This is a genomic window from Candidatus Protofrankia californiensis, from assembly GCF_900634765.1.
GTDB classification, from domain to species: Bacteria; Actinomycetota; Actinomycetes; order Frankiales; family Frankiaceae; genus Protofrankia; species Protofrankia californiensis.
On record NZ_CAAAFT010000105.1, the window covers coordinates 13,052 to 26,802 of the forward strand.

15 protein-coding genes are annotated in these 13,751 nt (G+C 67.6%); 10 read left to right on the plus strand and 5 right to left on the minus strand.

Features of this window, described 5'->3' with window-relative positions:
• The first annotated feature begins 1,167 nt into the window (after positions 1-1,167).
• The 6 genes from DD1DGNOD_RS06295 to DD1DGNOD_RS06320 all read left to right on the plus strand — a co-directional run bounded on the left by DD1DGNOD_RS06295 (position 1,168) and on the right by DD1DGNOD_RS06320 (position 5,905).
• The gene (locus DD1DGNOD_RS06295) at positions 1,168-2,475 is read left to right on the plus strand and encodes a CpaF family protein (protein ID WP_131765668.1); all 1,308 of its coding nucleotides are present in this window, start codon (positions 1,168-1,170) and stop codon (positions 2,473-2,475) included.
• A complete protein-coding gene (locus DD1DGNOD_RS06300; RefSeq protein ID WP_131765669.1) occupies positions 2,475-3,335 on the plus strand; it encodes a type II secretion system F family protein in 861 nt (286 codons plus the stop codon). Before DD1DGNOD_RS06295 ends, DD1DGNOD_RS06300 begins: the two co-directional genes overlap by 1 nt.
• A 196-nt stretch (positions 3,336-3,531) precedes the next feature.
• Positions 3,532-4,479 (plus strand): type II secretion system F family protein, encoded by a 948-nt coding sequence (locus DD1DGNOD_RS06305; protein WP_131765670.1) that lies wholly within the window; start codon positions 3,532-3,534, stop codon positions 4,477-4,479.
• 73 nt (positions 4,480-4,552) lie between these two features.
• A complete protein-coding gene (locus tag DD1DGNOD_RS06310) occupies positions 4,553-4,813 on the plus strand; it encodes a hypothetical protein (RefSeq protein WP_206442989.1) in 261 nt (86 codons plus the stop codon).
• The gene (locus DD1DGNOD_RS30700; protein WP_131765671.1) at positions 4,782-5,342 is read left to right on the plus strand and encodes a TadE/TadG family type IV pilus assembly protein; all 561 of its coding nucleotides are present in this window, start codon (positions 4,782-4,784) and stop codon (positions 5,340-5,342) included. The genes DD1DGNOD_RS06310 and DD1DGNOD_RS30700 overlap by 32 nt, the downstream gene beginning before the upstream one ends.
• The gene (locus DD1DGNOD_RS06320; protein ID WP_346434276.1) at positions 5,339-5,905 is read left to right on the plus strand and encodes a hypothetical protein; all 567 of its coding nucleotides are present in this window, start codon (positions 5,339-5,341) and stop codon (positions 5,903-5,905) included. The genes DD1DGNOD_RS30700 and DD1DGNOD_RS06320 overlap by 4 nt, the downstream gene beginning before the upstream one ends.
• A 463-nt stretch (positions 5,906-6,368) precedes the next feature.
• Here the strand turns inward: DD1DGNOD_RS06320 and DD1DGNOD_RS26600 are convergent, their stop codons facing one another.
• Positions 6,369-6,506 carry a hypothetical protein gene (locus tag DD1DGNOD_RS26600; RefSeq protein WP_165036470.1) on the minus strand — a complete coding sequence of 46 codons (138 nt, stop codon included), beginning with the start codon at positions 6,504-6,506 and terminating at the stop codon, positions 6,369-6,371.
• 405 nt (positions 6,507-6,911) lie between these two features.
• Here DD1DGNOD_RS26600 and DD1DGNOD_RS06325 point away from each other — a divergent pair, with 405 nt between their 5' ends.
• From DD1DGNOD_RS06325 to DD1DGNOD_RS06340, 4 genes are all read left to right on the plus strand, one after another.
• Positions 6,912-7,202 carry a hypothetical protein gene (locus tag DD1DGNOD_RS06325; protein ID WP_131765672.1) on the plus strand — a complete coding sequence of 97 codons (291 nt, stop codon included), beginning with the start codon at positions 6,912-6,914 and terminating at the stop codon, positions 7,200-7,202.
• Positions 7,199-7,723: a GNAT family N-acetyltransferase gene (locus DD1DGNOD_RS06330; RefSeq protein WP_131765673.1), complete on the plus strand. Its 525-nt coding sequence runs from the start codon at positions 7,199-7,201 to the stop codon at positions 7,721-7,723. Before DD1DGNOD_RS06325 ends, DD1DGNOD_RS06330 begins: the two co-directional genes overlap by 4 nt.
• A 223-nt stretch (positions 7,724-7,946) precedes the next feature.
• A complete protein-coding gene (gene zapE, locus DD1DGNOD_RS06335) occupies positions 7,947-9,050 on the plus strand; it encodes a cell division protein ZapE (protein WP_131765674.1) in 1,104 nt (367 codons plus the stop codon).
• Between the two features lie 178 nt (positions 9,051-9,228).
• Positions 9,229-9,798: a pilus assembly protein TadG-related protein gene (locus tag DD1DGNOD_RS06340; protein WP_346434277.1), complete on the plus strand. Its 570-nt coding sequence runs from the start codon at positions 9,229-9,231 to the stop codon at positions 9,796-9,798.
• Positions 9,799-9,870: 72 nt separating this feature from the next.
• On the opposite strand, the gene DD1DGNOD_RS06345 is transcribed toward DD1DGNOD_RS06340, so the two are convergent.
• From DD1DGNOD_RS06345 to DD1DGNOD_RS06360, 4 genes are all read right to left on the minus strand, one after another.
• Positions 9,871-11,352, minus strand: a complete 1,482-nt coding sequence (locus DD1DGNOD_RS06345; protein ID WP_165036472.1) for a serine/threonine-protein kinase — start codon at positions 11,350-11,352, stop codon at positions 9,871-9,873.
• A 122-nt stretch (positions 11,353-11,474) separates the two neighbouring features.
• On the minus strand, positions 11,475-12,275 hold the full coding sequence (locus DD1DGNOD_RS06350; protein WP_206442985.1) for a hypothetical protein: 801 nt from the start codon (positions 12,273-12,275) through the stop codon (positions 11,475-11,477).
• Positions 12,276-12,442: 167 nt separating this feature from the next.
• Positions 12,443-12,754, minus strand: coding sequence for a peptidase inhibitor family I36 protein (locus tag DD1DGNOD_RS06355; RefSeq protein WP_165034790.1), 312 nt, complete (start codon positions 12,752-12,754; stop codon positions 12,443-12,445).
• 211 nt (positions 12,755-12,965) lie between these two features.
• The coding region (locus DD1DGNOD_RS06360) for a hypothetical protein (RefSeq protein WP_206442986.1) at positions 12,966-13,751 on the minus strand (786 nt) is incomplete at its 5' end.

Here is a 13,751-nt window from a genome sequence, read left to right on the forward strand (position 1 = left end):
CCCCAGGTCCCCAGGCCCCCGGGTCGCTGATCGGATCCGGCTCCGCGCCGGTTTCGTTCCCGCATATATGATCATGATTACGTTGCAGGCCTCGCACTCGGACGCGGCGTCCTAGGTCGCGTCCGCAGGGCGTCACCGTGTGTTATTGAGTGTTCGGCTGCCGTCGGGTTACGGCGGGGATGTCCGCAGGATGCGCAGCACGCTTCTACCCATGCCCCGGGGCGCTGCCCGCGGCGATTCCGGTAGGGTTGCGTCGGCGCCGGCTGGCAGGAATGCGACGGCTGGACGTGTCGGTCACGAATACGGCCACGGGACGGTTCGGGGCGGCGGTCGCGAATATTTCCGGCCGGTATCGAAATCGGCGTCGAACGATTTCGACGTGTCCTGCTCACCCATCTTCTGGGACGCTGTCCAGGCCGCACTTCGGGTACTGCTCGGCGGGTCAGGAAATGATCCAGTTGCTTTTAGAACGCCCGGGTCCGCACGTCAACCCATATCGGTCGTGAACGCAGCACGGTGCTGACCCACCGGCGCCGGTTGCCGGATCCGGCCATGCGGCCGGCGGGTCGGAATATTTCCCGCCGGTTACGACCCGTCCCGTGAATGTCTGGTCGACCTGTGCCGCCGGGATACGGATGTGTGCGGACCGGCGTTGGCGTCCGGCGTGCGCTGGAATGAGTTCCGGGCGTTTCCCGCCAGTGGGAGGGTATCGTTGCCGGTCCGGAACGGCTTGGCCGGCAAGGGTTGCTCCAGGTGGTTTCCCGGCTCGTCGGCTGCTTTCTTGTGCAGCGGTCAACCATCGGATCATTGGATACAGAGAGTAGCGATCGTTCGGCTGAATATATGATCATTTCCTTCTGGCGTCGGGTTCTCCGTGGCCCGATGCGGGTGGGGTACGGCGGTCGTGCGAATATTGTCGCCAGGCGTCCGGCTGGGCCGAAGGCGGTGCGATCTTGTTTTTTGCACCGCCGGAGGCCGAGAGGTAGGTATGGCGGCCGAAGGCGGTGCGATCTTGCTTTTCGTACAGCCGGAGGCCGGAGGGGCACGGTGGTCAGCTGCTTGATTCGATGCGATCTTCTTTCTACGCTTCGTAGTAATTGTCTGGGCCGTGGCGGTCCGAACGCATAACCAGAGGATCGGTCTTCTGTGGCGGCACGCGGTGACTGGATGGATGCCACTTCACTCATCGAGGGTGAAGTGCGCGAACTCGTCCGGCGCCGTTCCCTCGACCCGGTTCAGGAACCCACCCGCATACGCCAGCTCGTCGAGGACGTCCTCGGTGAATACGAGGAACGTGCGCTCACCAGCGATCTGCCTCCGATTGTCGATCGCGCCACCACCGCCCGGCTCGTCCACGATGCGGTCGCCGGATTCGGGGCGTTGCAGCGCCATCTCGACGACCCGACCGTGGAAGAAATCTGGATCAACGAGCCTGGCCGGGTTTTCGTCGCCCGGAACGGACGCAGCGAGCTGACCACGACGATCCTGACCGCCGACGGGGTCGCGGACCTGGTCGAACGGATGCTGAAGAGCTCCGGGCGGCGGGTGGACCTGTCCACCCCGTTCGTGGACGCCATGCTGCCGGACGGCTCGCGCCTGCACGTGGTCATCCCCGACGTCACCCGGGCCCACTGGTCGGTCAACATCCGCAAGTTCGTCCTGTCCGCGGCCGGCCTGGACGAACTGGTCGCCCTGTCCACGATCACCGCGTCGGCCGCCGCCTTCCTGGAGGCCGCCGTGACGTCCGGGCTGAACATCATTGTCGCCGGCGGGACGCAGGCCGGGAAGACGACGATGCTCAACTGCCTGGGCTCGGCGATTCCCGGGCGGGAGCGCGTCATCTCCTGTGAGGAGGTCTTCGAGCTCAAGCTGCGGGCACCGGACTGGGTTGCGATGCAGACCCGCCAGGCCAACCTGGAGGGCACCGGGGAGATCCGGCTCCGGCGTCTGATCAAGGAAGCGCTGCGGATGCGTCCGGACCGGATCATCGTGGGCGAGGTCCGGCAGGAGGAAGCCCTCGACCTGCTCATCGCGCTCAACTCGGGCCTGCCCGGTATGTGCAGCCTGCACGCGAACTCGGCCCGCGAGGCGGTCACCAAGCTGTGCACCCTGCCGTTGCTGGCCGGGGAGAACGTCAGCCACGCCTTTGTGGTGCCGACGGTCGCCGCGAGCGTGGACCTCGTCGTCCACCTGGCCAAGGACGCCCATGGACGGCGACGCGTCACCGAGATCGTCTCGCTGCCTGGGCGTACCGAGGGGGACGTCATCGAGATCGCCCAGATCTACCGGTCGCACGGCAACGCCCTGGTGCGCGCCGACGGCTACCCCCCGCACGCCGAACGGTTCGCGCGTGCCGGCTACGACCTGCCCGCGCTGCTTGCCGCGAGCGACCGCGAGCGTGCCGAGCGGACCCCCCTGGCCGAGCGGGCCCCGCTGGGTGAACGGACCTGGGCCGAGATCGGGGGAGAGCACTGATGGGCATCTTCCTCGGTCTGCTCCTCGGGCTCGGCCTGTTCCTCATCGTCACCAGTAACCGTCCCCGCGTTCGGCGCGACCCCGGCACCGCCAAATGGCGGGTGCGGACCAGGGAGCTTCTTGCTCAGGCAGGCATCCCAGGGGTCAGTCCCAACCAGTTCCTCATGATCAGCATTGGGGTCGGGCTGCTGGTCGGCCTGCTCGTCCTCGCCTTCACCGCCACCTGGTCGCTGGCCGGGGCGTTCTTCGTTTTCGCAGCCCTGCTGCCGCGGGCGATGGTGGTACGGCGCCGGCGCACCCGCATGCACGACCTGCGGGAGTTATGGCCGGACGTCGTGGACAACCTGGCCAGCGCCGTACGGGCGGGGATGTCCCTGCCGGAGGGGCTTGCGTCGGTGGGTGTGCGCGGCCCGGTCCCGCTGCGTCCCGCGTTCACCCGCTTCGGCGAGGACTACCGGGCGACCGGCTCCTTCTCGGCGAGCCTGGACCGGCTCGCCGACGACCTCGCGGACCCGATCGCCGACCGGATCATCGAGTCGTTGCGGATGGCGCGGGAAGTAGGCGGCACCGACCTCGGCCGGCTGCTGCGGACGCTGTCGACGTTCCTGCGGGAGGACGCGCGAACCCGCGCCGAACTGGAGACTCGGCAGAGCTGGACGGTCAATGCCGCCCGGCTCGCGCTCGGGGCACCGTGGGTCGTCCTGCTGATGCTGGCGACCCGGGGGGAGACCGTGCGCGCCTACGACAGCCCGACCGGTGTCGCCGTGCTCGTGGTCGGTGGCGGGGTGTCGGTGCTGGCGTACCTGCTCATGAAGTGGATCGGACGGCTGCCCGAGGAAGGCCGGGTGCTGCGCCCATGAGAATCCCGGGAGGGGCGGGCGAGCATCCTGCGACCGGCGGTCCCCGCGAATGCCGCCCTTGCAAGCCTCGTCTGCGCGAGCGCCCGGTGAGCCCGCGTCCGGTGAGCCGCACTGCGGACCCGCGGCCTGCAAGCCCGCGTCCGGTGAGCGGTCCTGCGAGCCCGCTTCCTGCAGGTGCCGGCCTTGTGAGCCTCCGGTGAGCCCGGCCGCGACCGGCGCCCTGATCGGTCTACTCACCGGAGTCGGGCTGGTCATCGTCGTCCGGCGGTCGCCGATCGTCCGGCGGATCCGTCTGGCCGACCGGATGGATCCTTACCTGCGCGACACCCCGTTGCAGTCCCGGCTGCTCGCCGACCGCCCGCGAACCACGATGTCGTCCCGCAGCGGTCTGGAGGAGCTGCTGCGGCCCTTCGTACACGACACGGCCCGGCGGCTCGACCGTTTCCTCGGTGGGCGTGCCGCCCTGGCCCGGCGCCTGACCCAGGCGGGCGGACGGACGTCCATCGAGGAGTTCAGGATCCATCAGGTGATCTGCGCCGCGGTCGGCGCGCTCCTCGGCGCGTTCCTGCTGCTCGTCCGGGCGCTTACAGGCGTCGGACCGCCGCCGATCGTCGGCGTCGCCATGGTCGTCGCGGGTGTTGCAGGCGGGATCGTCGCCCGGGACTGGTGGCTGACGCGCGCGATCCGGGAACGCGAGGAACGGATACTGATCGAATTCCCGACCGTGGCCGAGTTGCTCGCGCTCGCGGTGACCGCGGGTGAAAGCCCGATCGGCGCGTTGGAACGGGTGAGCCGGCTCTCCCACGGGGAGTTGGGCCGTGAACTGCGGTTGGCTCTCGCGGACGCCCGGGCCGGGGCCACCCTGGTCCAGGCCCTCGAGGGCATGGCCACCCGGACGACGGTGCCGTCGCTTGCCCGGTTCGTCGACGGCATGGCCGTGGCCATCGAGCGCGGTACGCCGCTGGCGGAGGTGCTGCGGGCGCAGGCGGTCGACGTCCGTGAGGCGGGCAAACGCCAGTTGCTGGAAGCCGGCGGCCGCAAGGAGATCGCGATGATGGTGCCGGTCGTGTTCTTCGTCCTGCCGACCACCGTGATCTTCGCTTTCTACCCGGCGCTGGTGAGCCTTTCCTTCAGCGCCCAATGATTTTATCCAGTGATTTTGCCAGTGATTTTTCAGTGCCCGGTGATTGTTTGAATATCCGAAGGAGTTGTCGACCGTGCGTGTGTTCGCGATGTTCGTGAGCCGCTGGGTTCAGGAACGGGAGAAGGCGTCCCGGTCCGGGAGTGACGCGCGTGACGCGGGAACGGGGCGGGCCGACCGCAACCGTTGGGACCGCCGGGACCGCGGGGACGTGCCCGGCTGGGTCATGGTCACCGTCATGACGGCAGCCCTGGTCGTCGCCCTGATGGCGGTCGCCGTGCCCCAGCTGCGGGATGTCTTCACCAATGCGATCGACTCCGTGGTCAGCGGCGGCTGACCGCGCCGGGTTCCTCGCGTGGGGGCGGAAGCTCGCCCTTTTCCTGGGGCGGGGCGATCTGCCGTACGGACACCTGATCGGACATCCGGCAGGGCGGAAGCTCGCCGGGTTCCCGGCGCGGGCGCGCGCCCGGGCGTCAGCCCCGCGGCCGGCATCCGAGCGCGGCTCGGCGGTGGTCGAGTTCGTGCTGGTCGGAATGTTGCTGCTCTTCCTGTTCCTGGGGGTCATCCAGGTCGGTGTGGTGCTGCACATCCGCAACACCCTTGCCGCGGACGCGGCCGAGGGCGCCCGGCATGCGGCGAACCTGAACATGGCCGACGACTCCGGCGGCCCCTACGCGGAGAAGCTGATCGCATCGTCCATTCCCGGGCGGGCCGACACCCGTTGCACCAGCGCTGCCACGACCAACGCGTCCGGCGTGCCACTGGTCGAGGTGCGCTGCGAGGTCGCCGTCCCACTGACGGTCCTGCCGGGGGGCGCGAGGACGACGATCAGCGTTGTCGGGCACGCGGTCAAGGAGACGCCGTGAACGTGACCCCGCGACACGGGCGGCGTCAGGGCCAGGGCCAGGGCCAGCAGGGCCAGCGACATCAGTGGCACCGCGAGTGGCGCCGGCGGCGTCCGCTCGATGACAGTGGCACCGCCCTGATCGAGTTCGTCGGGCTGTCGGTCCTGCTGCTCATCCCGTTCATCTATTTCTTCCTCAGCGTGTTCGCGGTCCAGCGTGCCGCGTTCGCGGTGACCCAGGCCGCCCGAGCGGCAGGCCGGGCGTACGCGACCGCTGACAGCGAGGAGCAGGCCGTCACGCGCGCGCGGGTCGCCGCTGAGCTGGCCTTCGCCGACCAGGGTCTCGACGGGGCGCCCGAGCTGCGTTTCGCGCCCGAGGGAGCGGACTGCGGTGCCGGGGACCCCGGCGACGGCGCCGCGTCGCTGGTTCCCGGTTCCCGGTTCGTCGTATGCGTCCGGTCCGTCGCGGCGCTACCCGGGACGGCGCGGCTGTTCACCGGCCTCGCCGACATCACCGTGAACGGAAAATTCATCGTCGTCGTGGACGCCTACCGCCGCGACCGCACACAAGTGCCCGCGGCATAAGAAACCCCGACCGCCCACCGGGCCACGAGAAGGTCAACCTCACCCGCTGCGGTTCTTGTAAATGCCGGTATGGGTGGGCCTGCTGTCAAGGCAGGCTTGAAGGATCCGGACGGATCCAACAGGGACGGGGAGGGAAGGGGCACAGCAACAGCCCGGCGCTTGGCCGAACGAGTCCGAGCTTCCACCGATCCTCACAGACGTCGAGGAGATCGACGCCGACCCCGAGACAGAGCGCATGATTGCTGAAGCCGATGAGGACATCGCTGCGGGCCGGTTTGTCCGTTGCTATGGGAAAGACGAGTTCGACGCCCTGCTCAACCAATTCGCCTCCCACCCCAAAGCGAACTGACCAGACGCGGGGTACAGGGAAGCACAGAGCGGCCCTTGGTGACGACCGTCGACCCGGGAAGCGCTGGCCCGGATGCGCAGGGACGCTGTCGGCCTGCGCGCCCGGCCGGGGATGTCACCGTTCGGCCCGGACCTGGCCGAGGTGTTCGCCGGTGGGGTGCTCGCCCGGGTCGGAGCCGGCGACGAAGCCGAACCGATCGCCCGTGCCGCGCTGACACAGACGCATGGACTCGGCTTCGAGGACCGGGGACATGCGCTGCTCGGCCTGGCCGCGGCGCTGGCCACCCGGGGCACCGGCCGGTTCCGGATGAGGCGGCGGCGGTCGCGGCCCGCGCGGTCGCGCTGCTCGCGGACAGGTCGACGTCCAGCGTCGCGTCGACCCTGCCGCGGGTGCACAAGACGTGGCCGATGGCCTCGCCGTCGGTGCCGGTCGCGACGAGCGAAAGCGCAGGCAGCCACGCCTCACTGGCACGAAGGTCGTCGACGAGGGTGACCTCGATCGGGGTCTTGGCCGGTGCTCCGGGTCGGGCGAAAGCCGCGCACGTCACGGCGCGGATCGTTCCTGCATCCACGGCCGTCTCTCGTCGAATCAACATAGGACCGCCCTGAGTCGCCGTTTGCGGGCAAGGAAACCTCTTTTCGCCGCAGGTGAGCGGTCATGAGTACCTCAACCAAGATTGAGTGGACTCGCGGGGACGACGGCGCGGCAGGGGCGACGTTGACTCTCGCAATAGGGCGTCTTCTGGGCAGGAACCCCGATGTGGATGGTGCGGCGGTGGAGGGAATGATCGTGTTGGGCGTGTTGGAGCGGTCCCTCACTCACACGGTGGGGGCGAAGATGGACAGGATGATCGGTACGTTCGCTCCGGCGCGGCGGAAGACCGCGGTCGTCCGCCAGTTCAGCGAGGCTGCCTGTGTCCGTGCGCTTCCTGTCGGTGGCGACGCATGAACATCCCCACGTTGACGACAGGTCGGTTGATTCTCCGCCCGATCCACCGTGATGATCTTGACGCATCCACCGCCATCTGGTCCGATCCCGAGTTCGGCCGGTACATCGGTATCCATGACCGGCACAGCATGTGGCACAACCTCGCGGCCAACATCGGCGCGTGGGCGCTGGAAGGCGTCGGCTCGTGGTCGGTGGTGGAACGAGCCACCGGTGCGCTGGTGGGCCGGGCGGGGCTGTGGAACGAGCCGGGATGGCCCGGGATCGAACTGGTGTGGTTCATCGGCCGGCCCTGGTGGGGACGCGGATACGCGCCTGAGGCGGCACGCGCGGCCGGCACCTGGGCGTTCGCGAACCACGACGTGGACCGGCTCGTGACCATCCCCAACCGGGACAACCTGAAGTCCATCCGCGTCGCCGAGAAGCTGGGCATGACGTTCGACCACTATGAGGTGCTGCACGACACCGACAGCGCCGTCTACGCGATCATCCGGGCCGAGTGGGAGGCCCGTACCAGCAGCTGACCGGGGTCAGGGCATCAAAATAACCATGGCGTCCGGCCTCCTGTCGTCTCGTGATCCATCCATCCACTGAGATGTCGAGAAAAGTGGTGAGGGTGTCGAGAGACGCGGTAGGCGGAATCTGTGTTCTGGCGTGGTTCTGGTCGGTCCTGTGTTCCGATGTGTGGCGGGTCGCCACCGGTTCCTTTCGTTACACTGTCCGATCGAACGGTGTAACGGTGTACTCGTGGGCAGTGAACACGTGGATGTGGGCCGGTTTGCGGAGTGCTTCGAGGATGCCGCTCGGCGGTCCGGGTTCGAGCTGGACGCCGCGCAGGTGAGAGTCGTCGACCGGCTCGCCCAGCTCAGCGCCGAGATATCGCGGTGGCGGGGCCTGTTCGCTCGGCAGCCACGCGGAGTCTACGTCTGGGGCCCGGTCGGCCGGGGCAAGAGCTGGCTGATGAATGTCTTCTACGAGACCGTGCCGACGGACAAGAAGCACCGGGTGCACTTCCACGACTTCTTCCGCCAGTTCCACACGGCCTATTCCCGGCACCGGAAGAAACGCCGGGCGGTGGACTTCGCGGTCGAGGAGCTCCTCGACCGCTGCCGCCTGCTGTGTTTCGACGAGTTCCACGTCCACGACTCCGGCGACGCCATGTTGATCAGCCGGCTGTTCACGTCGCTGTTCGAGAAGAAGATCACCCTGCTGGCCACGTCCAACTACCCGCCGAGTGGTCTGCTTCCCAACCCGATCTACCATCACCTTTTCGTGCCCATGATCGAGAAGATCGAGCGAACGATGGATGTGGTCGAGCTCGCCGGTCCGCGGGATTATCGTGGCCGGTCCTGGTCGGGCGAGCCCCGGTCGAGGTTCGAGACCGGTGTCTATGTATGGCCTGGTACGGACGAGCAGCTCCGTGACGTGGGCCTGGAGGTCCCCGCCGAGGAAGAAACCACCGTGCTCGACGTGGGCGACCGGCGGATCCGGGCCCTGGCGGCCCGCGGCGATCTCGTCTGGTTCGACTTCTTCGAGTTGTGCGACACGGCCAGATCCGCGGCAGACTACCTGATCCTCATCGGCCGCTTCACGACTTGGGTGGTCTCGGGACTGCCCCGTTTCGAGCAGGTCGGCCGGGACGCCCAGCAGCGATTCTCCAATGTCGTCGACATTCTCTGTGACAAGGACGTGCGGCTGTTCCTCGTCGCAGCCGCGCCGCTGGACGAGGTGCTCCGCGGTGACGGCCTGCCGATCGACATCGGTCGGATCGCCAGTCGACTCTCCCTGTTGTCCGCGGTCTCGCCGGGGGAGTCAGGTCGGTCCCGAAGGAGAGCGGCTGACAGGTGGTGATTCGGGTGATCGTGGTGGGGGCCCGAATGGGCCACGCCAACCCCTTTGAGACGCTGAGGACCTACTCTCACCTGTGGCCGGTATTCGACGGATCGGATACGGAAAATCGTGGACGCCGCGTGGCTCTATAAAGATCGTGCGGACTGTCTGGCCCATATACGGACCAAAGGGGATGCGGATGCGCGCTGACCTGCGCAAACGTCCCATGCGCCTGGGACCGGAAGCCCGTCGTGCTCGTGGACGCCTACCGGCGCGACCCGGCGGTCGCACGAACCGGCCCGGTTCGTCCGCGGTGCGTGCCGGACGGGTCGTCCGCGTGGGGCGACGTCAGGACGCTGGCACGATCCTGGTTCTCACCCTCGGCTACGTCCTCATCGCGCTGATGCTGGCGATCGTGGTGACCGACGTGTCCACGGTGTACCTGGCCAGGCGCTCGCTTGCCTCTGCCGCGGACGGTGCGGCGCTTGCCGCGGCACAGAGCGTCGACGAGATGGCGATCTACACCTCGACCGGGAATCTCCAGCAGCTACCGCTGGCGGAGGTCGCCGCGACCGTCGCGCAGTACCAGAGCGACGCCGACCCGTCCGGGCGCATGATGTTGACCGCGCAACTGCTGGATCCGACGACGGTCCGGGTGACCGGTACCCGCACGGTGGACCTGCCGGTGGTGACCATCCTCGGGATCGGTCCGGTGACCGTCACGGCCAGCGCGGACGCCCAGTCACTCGTCCGCCTGCCCGCACCCTGATCCTGGACGATCAACATGCGTGGCACCGGCGGTCGCACGGCGCTCACAACCTCATTCATCCAGGAGGCTGACTCATTCATCCAGGATGCGGAAGGTGGTGACGGCCTGTACCCCCGTCTGGACGTCCCGCACTGTCACCGTCCACATACCGAAGGGGTCACCGGCTTCGTAAGCCCACCGGCCGGTTTTCTTCCCGTCACCGTCCGTCCGCCCGAACGGGTTGTATGCGCCCGGTTTGGCTGTGTTCCGGTCGACACCGTCCGGCCCCGCCACCGTGGTTTCCACTATGCCTGAAGGGCTTGCACCCGAGGTCAGGAACAACACCGGTTGTCGCAGGGTGCATGTGGACACCTTGCAGTCGCGGTCGACGCGTATCTGCAGGGGATGCGGCGAATCCGACGGCTGGCTGACGACGGCAGGCCGGCCGGTTCGACTGGTACCGGAGCCGATGACACCGGCGGTCCACAGCCCCCCGGCTACACCGCAGGTGAGGACGACGGCGACCGCGGCGCCTATGCCGCGCCGAAGACGGCGCCCGTGGCCGACCACGTCGTCCTTTTTCTCAGGGAATGCAGGAAGCGCAGACGAACCCGGGACCGGCAGCGCCCGCACCCGGTCCGCTACGTCCGCGGCGGACGGTCGGCGGCTCGGATCCCGGTCCAGGCAGGCTCTGATGAGTTCCGCCCACTGCGTCGGGATCACCGGAGCCGGCTGGAGCTCCACCAAACCGGCTCCATAGGCACGTACCGTTTCAGCTCGGGCGGATGCCGTCGCCCCGGGGAAAGGATGGACGCCGTCGGTGAGGACCTGATGAACGATCACGCCAAAGGCCCAGACGTCCTGACTGGTCCGTACCGGGGTACCGGATGGCGCGAGCCGCTCGCTCCACCACTCCGGCGGCACGTGCTCCCATGACCCGGCGCGTGGCGGAGCATATGCGTGTGTCCCGTCGAGCTCGCTGCTCAGGCCGAAGTCGGCGATGCGTGCGTCACCGTCGGCATTGATCAGTATGTTGCTCGGTTTGAGATCCGCGTGTACCCATCCGGACTCGTGGATGTTGCGTAAGGCCTCGGCAACCCCCAGCAGGATCCCGCGTGGTTCTGCCTGGCGGACGATGCGAGCCGACTCGGCTTCGGCCACGGCCGACCAGCGGTGGGCCAGCGACCCCGCCGCACGCTCCATGACCAGGCATACAGCGCCATCCAGGAGTGGATCATCCGAGTGTAAGGTGACGATCTCGAAGGTACGAACGATGTTGGGGTGGTTGGCGCGGCGGCTGAAACGCACCTCTCGGTCGACGATCGCGGTGAACAGGCCGCGCCGGCCCGGAGTGAGCATTGACGAGGGGAGGAATTTGATGGCCACGTTGGTTTCGCCGTCGCCGTCGCCGTCGCCGTCGCCGTCGCTGACAGTGCCGACCGTACTGTTCGTATCGACCACATTGGCCGCGTCGCCTTGGATACCGGGCTGCTCCCGTGCCCCGTCTTCTTCATTGTCAGCCCGCCGAGCTGCATAGACCGAGCCCCAGCTGCCGGTAGCGATCGGGCTTGTCACCACCCATCGGCCCACCCGCAAGCCCGTGGGCACCTCTACCGCCCAGCCTTTTCCCGGTCGAGAGATGCCAATTGCCAAGATCGGGCTGTCATCCATCCGGGCGGGTACCTCAGCTATCCCGGTCACGGCATCGCAGCGGCGCCGTAACCACCCACCACCCGATCGGTTCGCCTACGTGACGGCAGCAGCGCGAGATGTTCCGGGCCGACAAGGCCGAACCGCAGGGCCACCACGACGAGCGTATCCCGCTTAGCGGTGTCGCGGCCGGCACCTAACTCCTCGAACGGGTGGGTGCGAAGCTTGTGACGGGCCAGGTAGTCGATGTGATAAGTGACCGCGGCCGAGGTCAGCGGGGGTCGTCGACGGTCGAGGGCAAGCCGCTCGACGATCCGGGCGGTGGTGGGTACCGCCGCGCTGGTCGCGTCCCGCAGCCTTGGTTCGCACAGGGCGACAAGCACCTGGAAATACCGGGAAGTCTCGTCCAGACTGAATGCGTCCGCGGTCGGTTCTTCGGTGAGGCCGTGTTCCTCGGTGGCCTGGGAGGACACGAACGCCTGTCCGGGCGCGAACACGGCGATGCCCCAGCCGCCGGCGGGTGTCGGGATGATGATCCGCGCCAACTCGAACGGGATGGGCGCCGCAAGCCTGCGAGGCGCGACCCGGACGTGCTCGCCGCCGCCTTCGATGTTGTCGACCACATAGGAGCTTGTGCCGCTGAAATTGGTCAGCGTCCAGTGGTCGGAGACCGCTGTGATTTCTCCGGCGAGTCGTGAGACGCCCGGATTCGAAAACACGAGGTCCACGTCGATCCCGGGAGCGCCACGACCGAAGGTGAGTGCCTGCCCTGCGGCGAGGTTGTAGAGCTGGCCCGGTTCACCAGCGTCCGACGGCCCTGCGGATGGCTGAACAACCAGGTAGCTCACGCCGTCCTCCCGTAAGAACCGGATGCTCGGTAGCTTTCTGTCACTATAAGGCGACCGTAGCTTTGCGGGTGCGCTCTGTAAAATTCTCGACACGTACGGGCTTGGACACGCCGATGCCGGTCCGCGGCGAAGGCCGCGGACCGGCAGGGAGAGACAGCCGATCGGTGTCAGCAGGCATTCACCCACTTGTGCGACGACACCCGGTCGTTCCAGCCGGCCGGCATGCCGCTCCAGTACGCACCGTTCGGGACGCAGATGGAGGCGCCCCGGTAGTTGGTGTCCTCGAAGATCTGGACATCCTCGAAGGCGCCGGGGTAACCGTCATTCTTCAGTGAGGAGACGCGGTCATTGAAGTTCCCGCAGTTGGTGTTGTATCGGTAGTCGGCGTCATCCCCGAACCACGCGCAGCCCGCGCCTCCGGCACCGGAGTGCTCCCAGACGCGGAAGTAGCCGTCGGCCGCCTGAGCCGTCGATGCCATTCCCACGCCGCCTACGCTGAGCGCCAGTGCAGTCGCGACACCGACTCCTGCGGTGCGCCGGCGCCAGCTCCTCCTGCGCGTCTGATCCGCCGTCCCATGCGTCCTGTGTGCTCGGTCCATCATTTTCCTCCTGGTTGTGGTGGTTCTGAACGAAAACCGGTGTGCCTACCCGCGGGAGGTCCGCGGGAGGTCCGCGGGACGTCGTGTGACATCAGCCCGGCCGATACGCGGAGACGATTTGTCGTGCGTGTGGCAGGGCGGCTTCCCGCAGCCGGTCACGGATCTGGATTTCCAAGTGGTATCGAGCCTCGGTTTCGGTTCGGTAGCGCCGGTCCAGCGCCTCAGCCGTTGTGGCCAAGGGCGTCTGCCGTGCGCACGTCGCCTCGGCGACGGCAGTTTCGATTTCCAGGTCCCGGGCGTCAGCGGTGGTCCGGCCTCGGATCCGGTCGGAGAGCTGTTCGGCGAGGTTGTTGGGGCCGGTCGCGGAAAACCCACGTCCACCCATACACCGGCTCCACTCGCCGAGCGCCCGGATGAAAGCCGGGTCCGACCGGACGCGAGGTACATACAACAGTTCGAGATTCGCCGTGATGATTTTTGCGTGGAACCAGGTCGGGAAATCACCGTACAGTCGTTGCTGGGCCAGTGCCGTACAGCCGTCCGTCGCCGATCCGACTACGCCACCGCCTGGAACGCTCACGGTAACCTCGCCATGAGAACCGGAGAATGCTGCCACGGCCTGTACGCGACGGTCCGGGGACAGGCTCGCGAAATATCTCTCGTTGGTGCCGGTGACTGCGACATCGGAATCCGGGACGATTCCGTAGCCGTGTTGGCGGGCCCAGGCCACGTCGTCCAGCACGTATGTGAAGCGTCGTTCGGCCGGTGTCGGCGGTTCGGGCAGGTAACGGAATCCTCGGTCCGCCATGCATTTCCCGACATCGATCCGCTCGGCGAATTCCAGGGTAGTAAGATCGGCAGATGAGATCGCCGCCGG

What these genes read in the sequence shown, in the direction of transcription:
- DD1DGNOD_RS06295 (WP_131765668.1), top strand. Translation starts at nt 1,168, where the DNA reads ATGGATGCCACTTCACTCATCGAGGGTGAAGTGCGCGAACTCGTCCGG.
- DD1DGNOD_RS06300 (WP_131765669.1), top strand. Translation starts at nt 2,475, where the DNA reads ATGGGCATCTTCCTCGGTCTGCTCCTCGGGCTCGGCCTGTTCCTCATC.
- DD1DGNOD_RS30700 (WP_131765671.1), top strand. Translation starts at nt 4,782, where the DNA reads ATGCGATCGACTCCGTGGTCAGCGGCGGCTGACCGCGCCGGGTTCCTC.
- DD1DGNOD_RS26600 (WP_165036470.1), bottom strand. Translation starts at nt 6,506, where the DNA reads ATGTCCCCGGTCCTCGAAGCCGAGTCCATGCGTCTGTGTCAGCGCGGC.
- DD1DGNOD_RS06325 (WP_131765672.1), top strand. Translation starts at nt 6,912, where the DNA reads ATGAGTACCTCAACCAAGATTGAGTGGACTCGCGGGGACGACGGCGCG.
- DD1DGNOD_RS06330 (WP_131765673.1), top strand. Translation starts at nt 7,199, where the DNA reads ATGAACATCCCCACGTTGACGACAGGTCGGTTGATTCTCCGCCCGATC.
- DD1DGNOD_RS06340 (WP_346434277.1), top strand. Translation starts at nt 9,229, where the DNA reads ATGCGCGCTGACCTGCGCAAACGTCCCATGCGCCTGGGACCGGAAGCC.
- DD1DGNOD_RS06355 (WP_165034790.1), bottom strand. Translation starts at nt 12,754, where the DNA reads ATGGCATCGACGGCTCAGGCGGCCGACGGCTACTTCCGCGTCTGGGAG.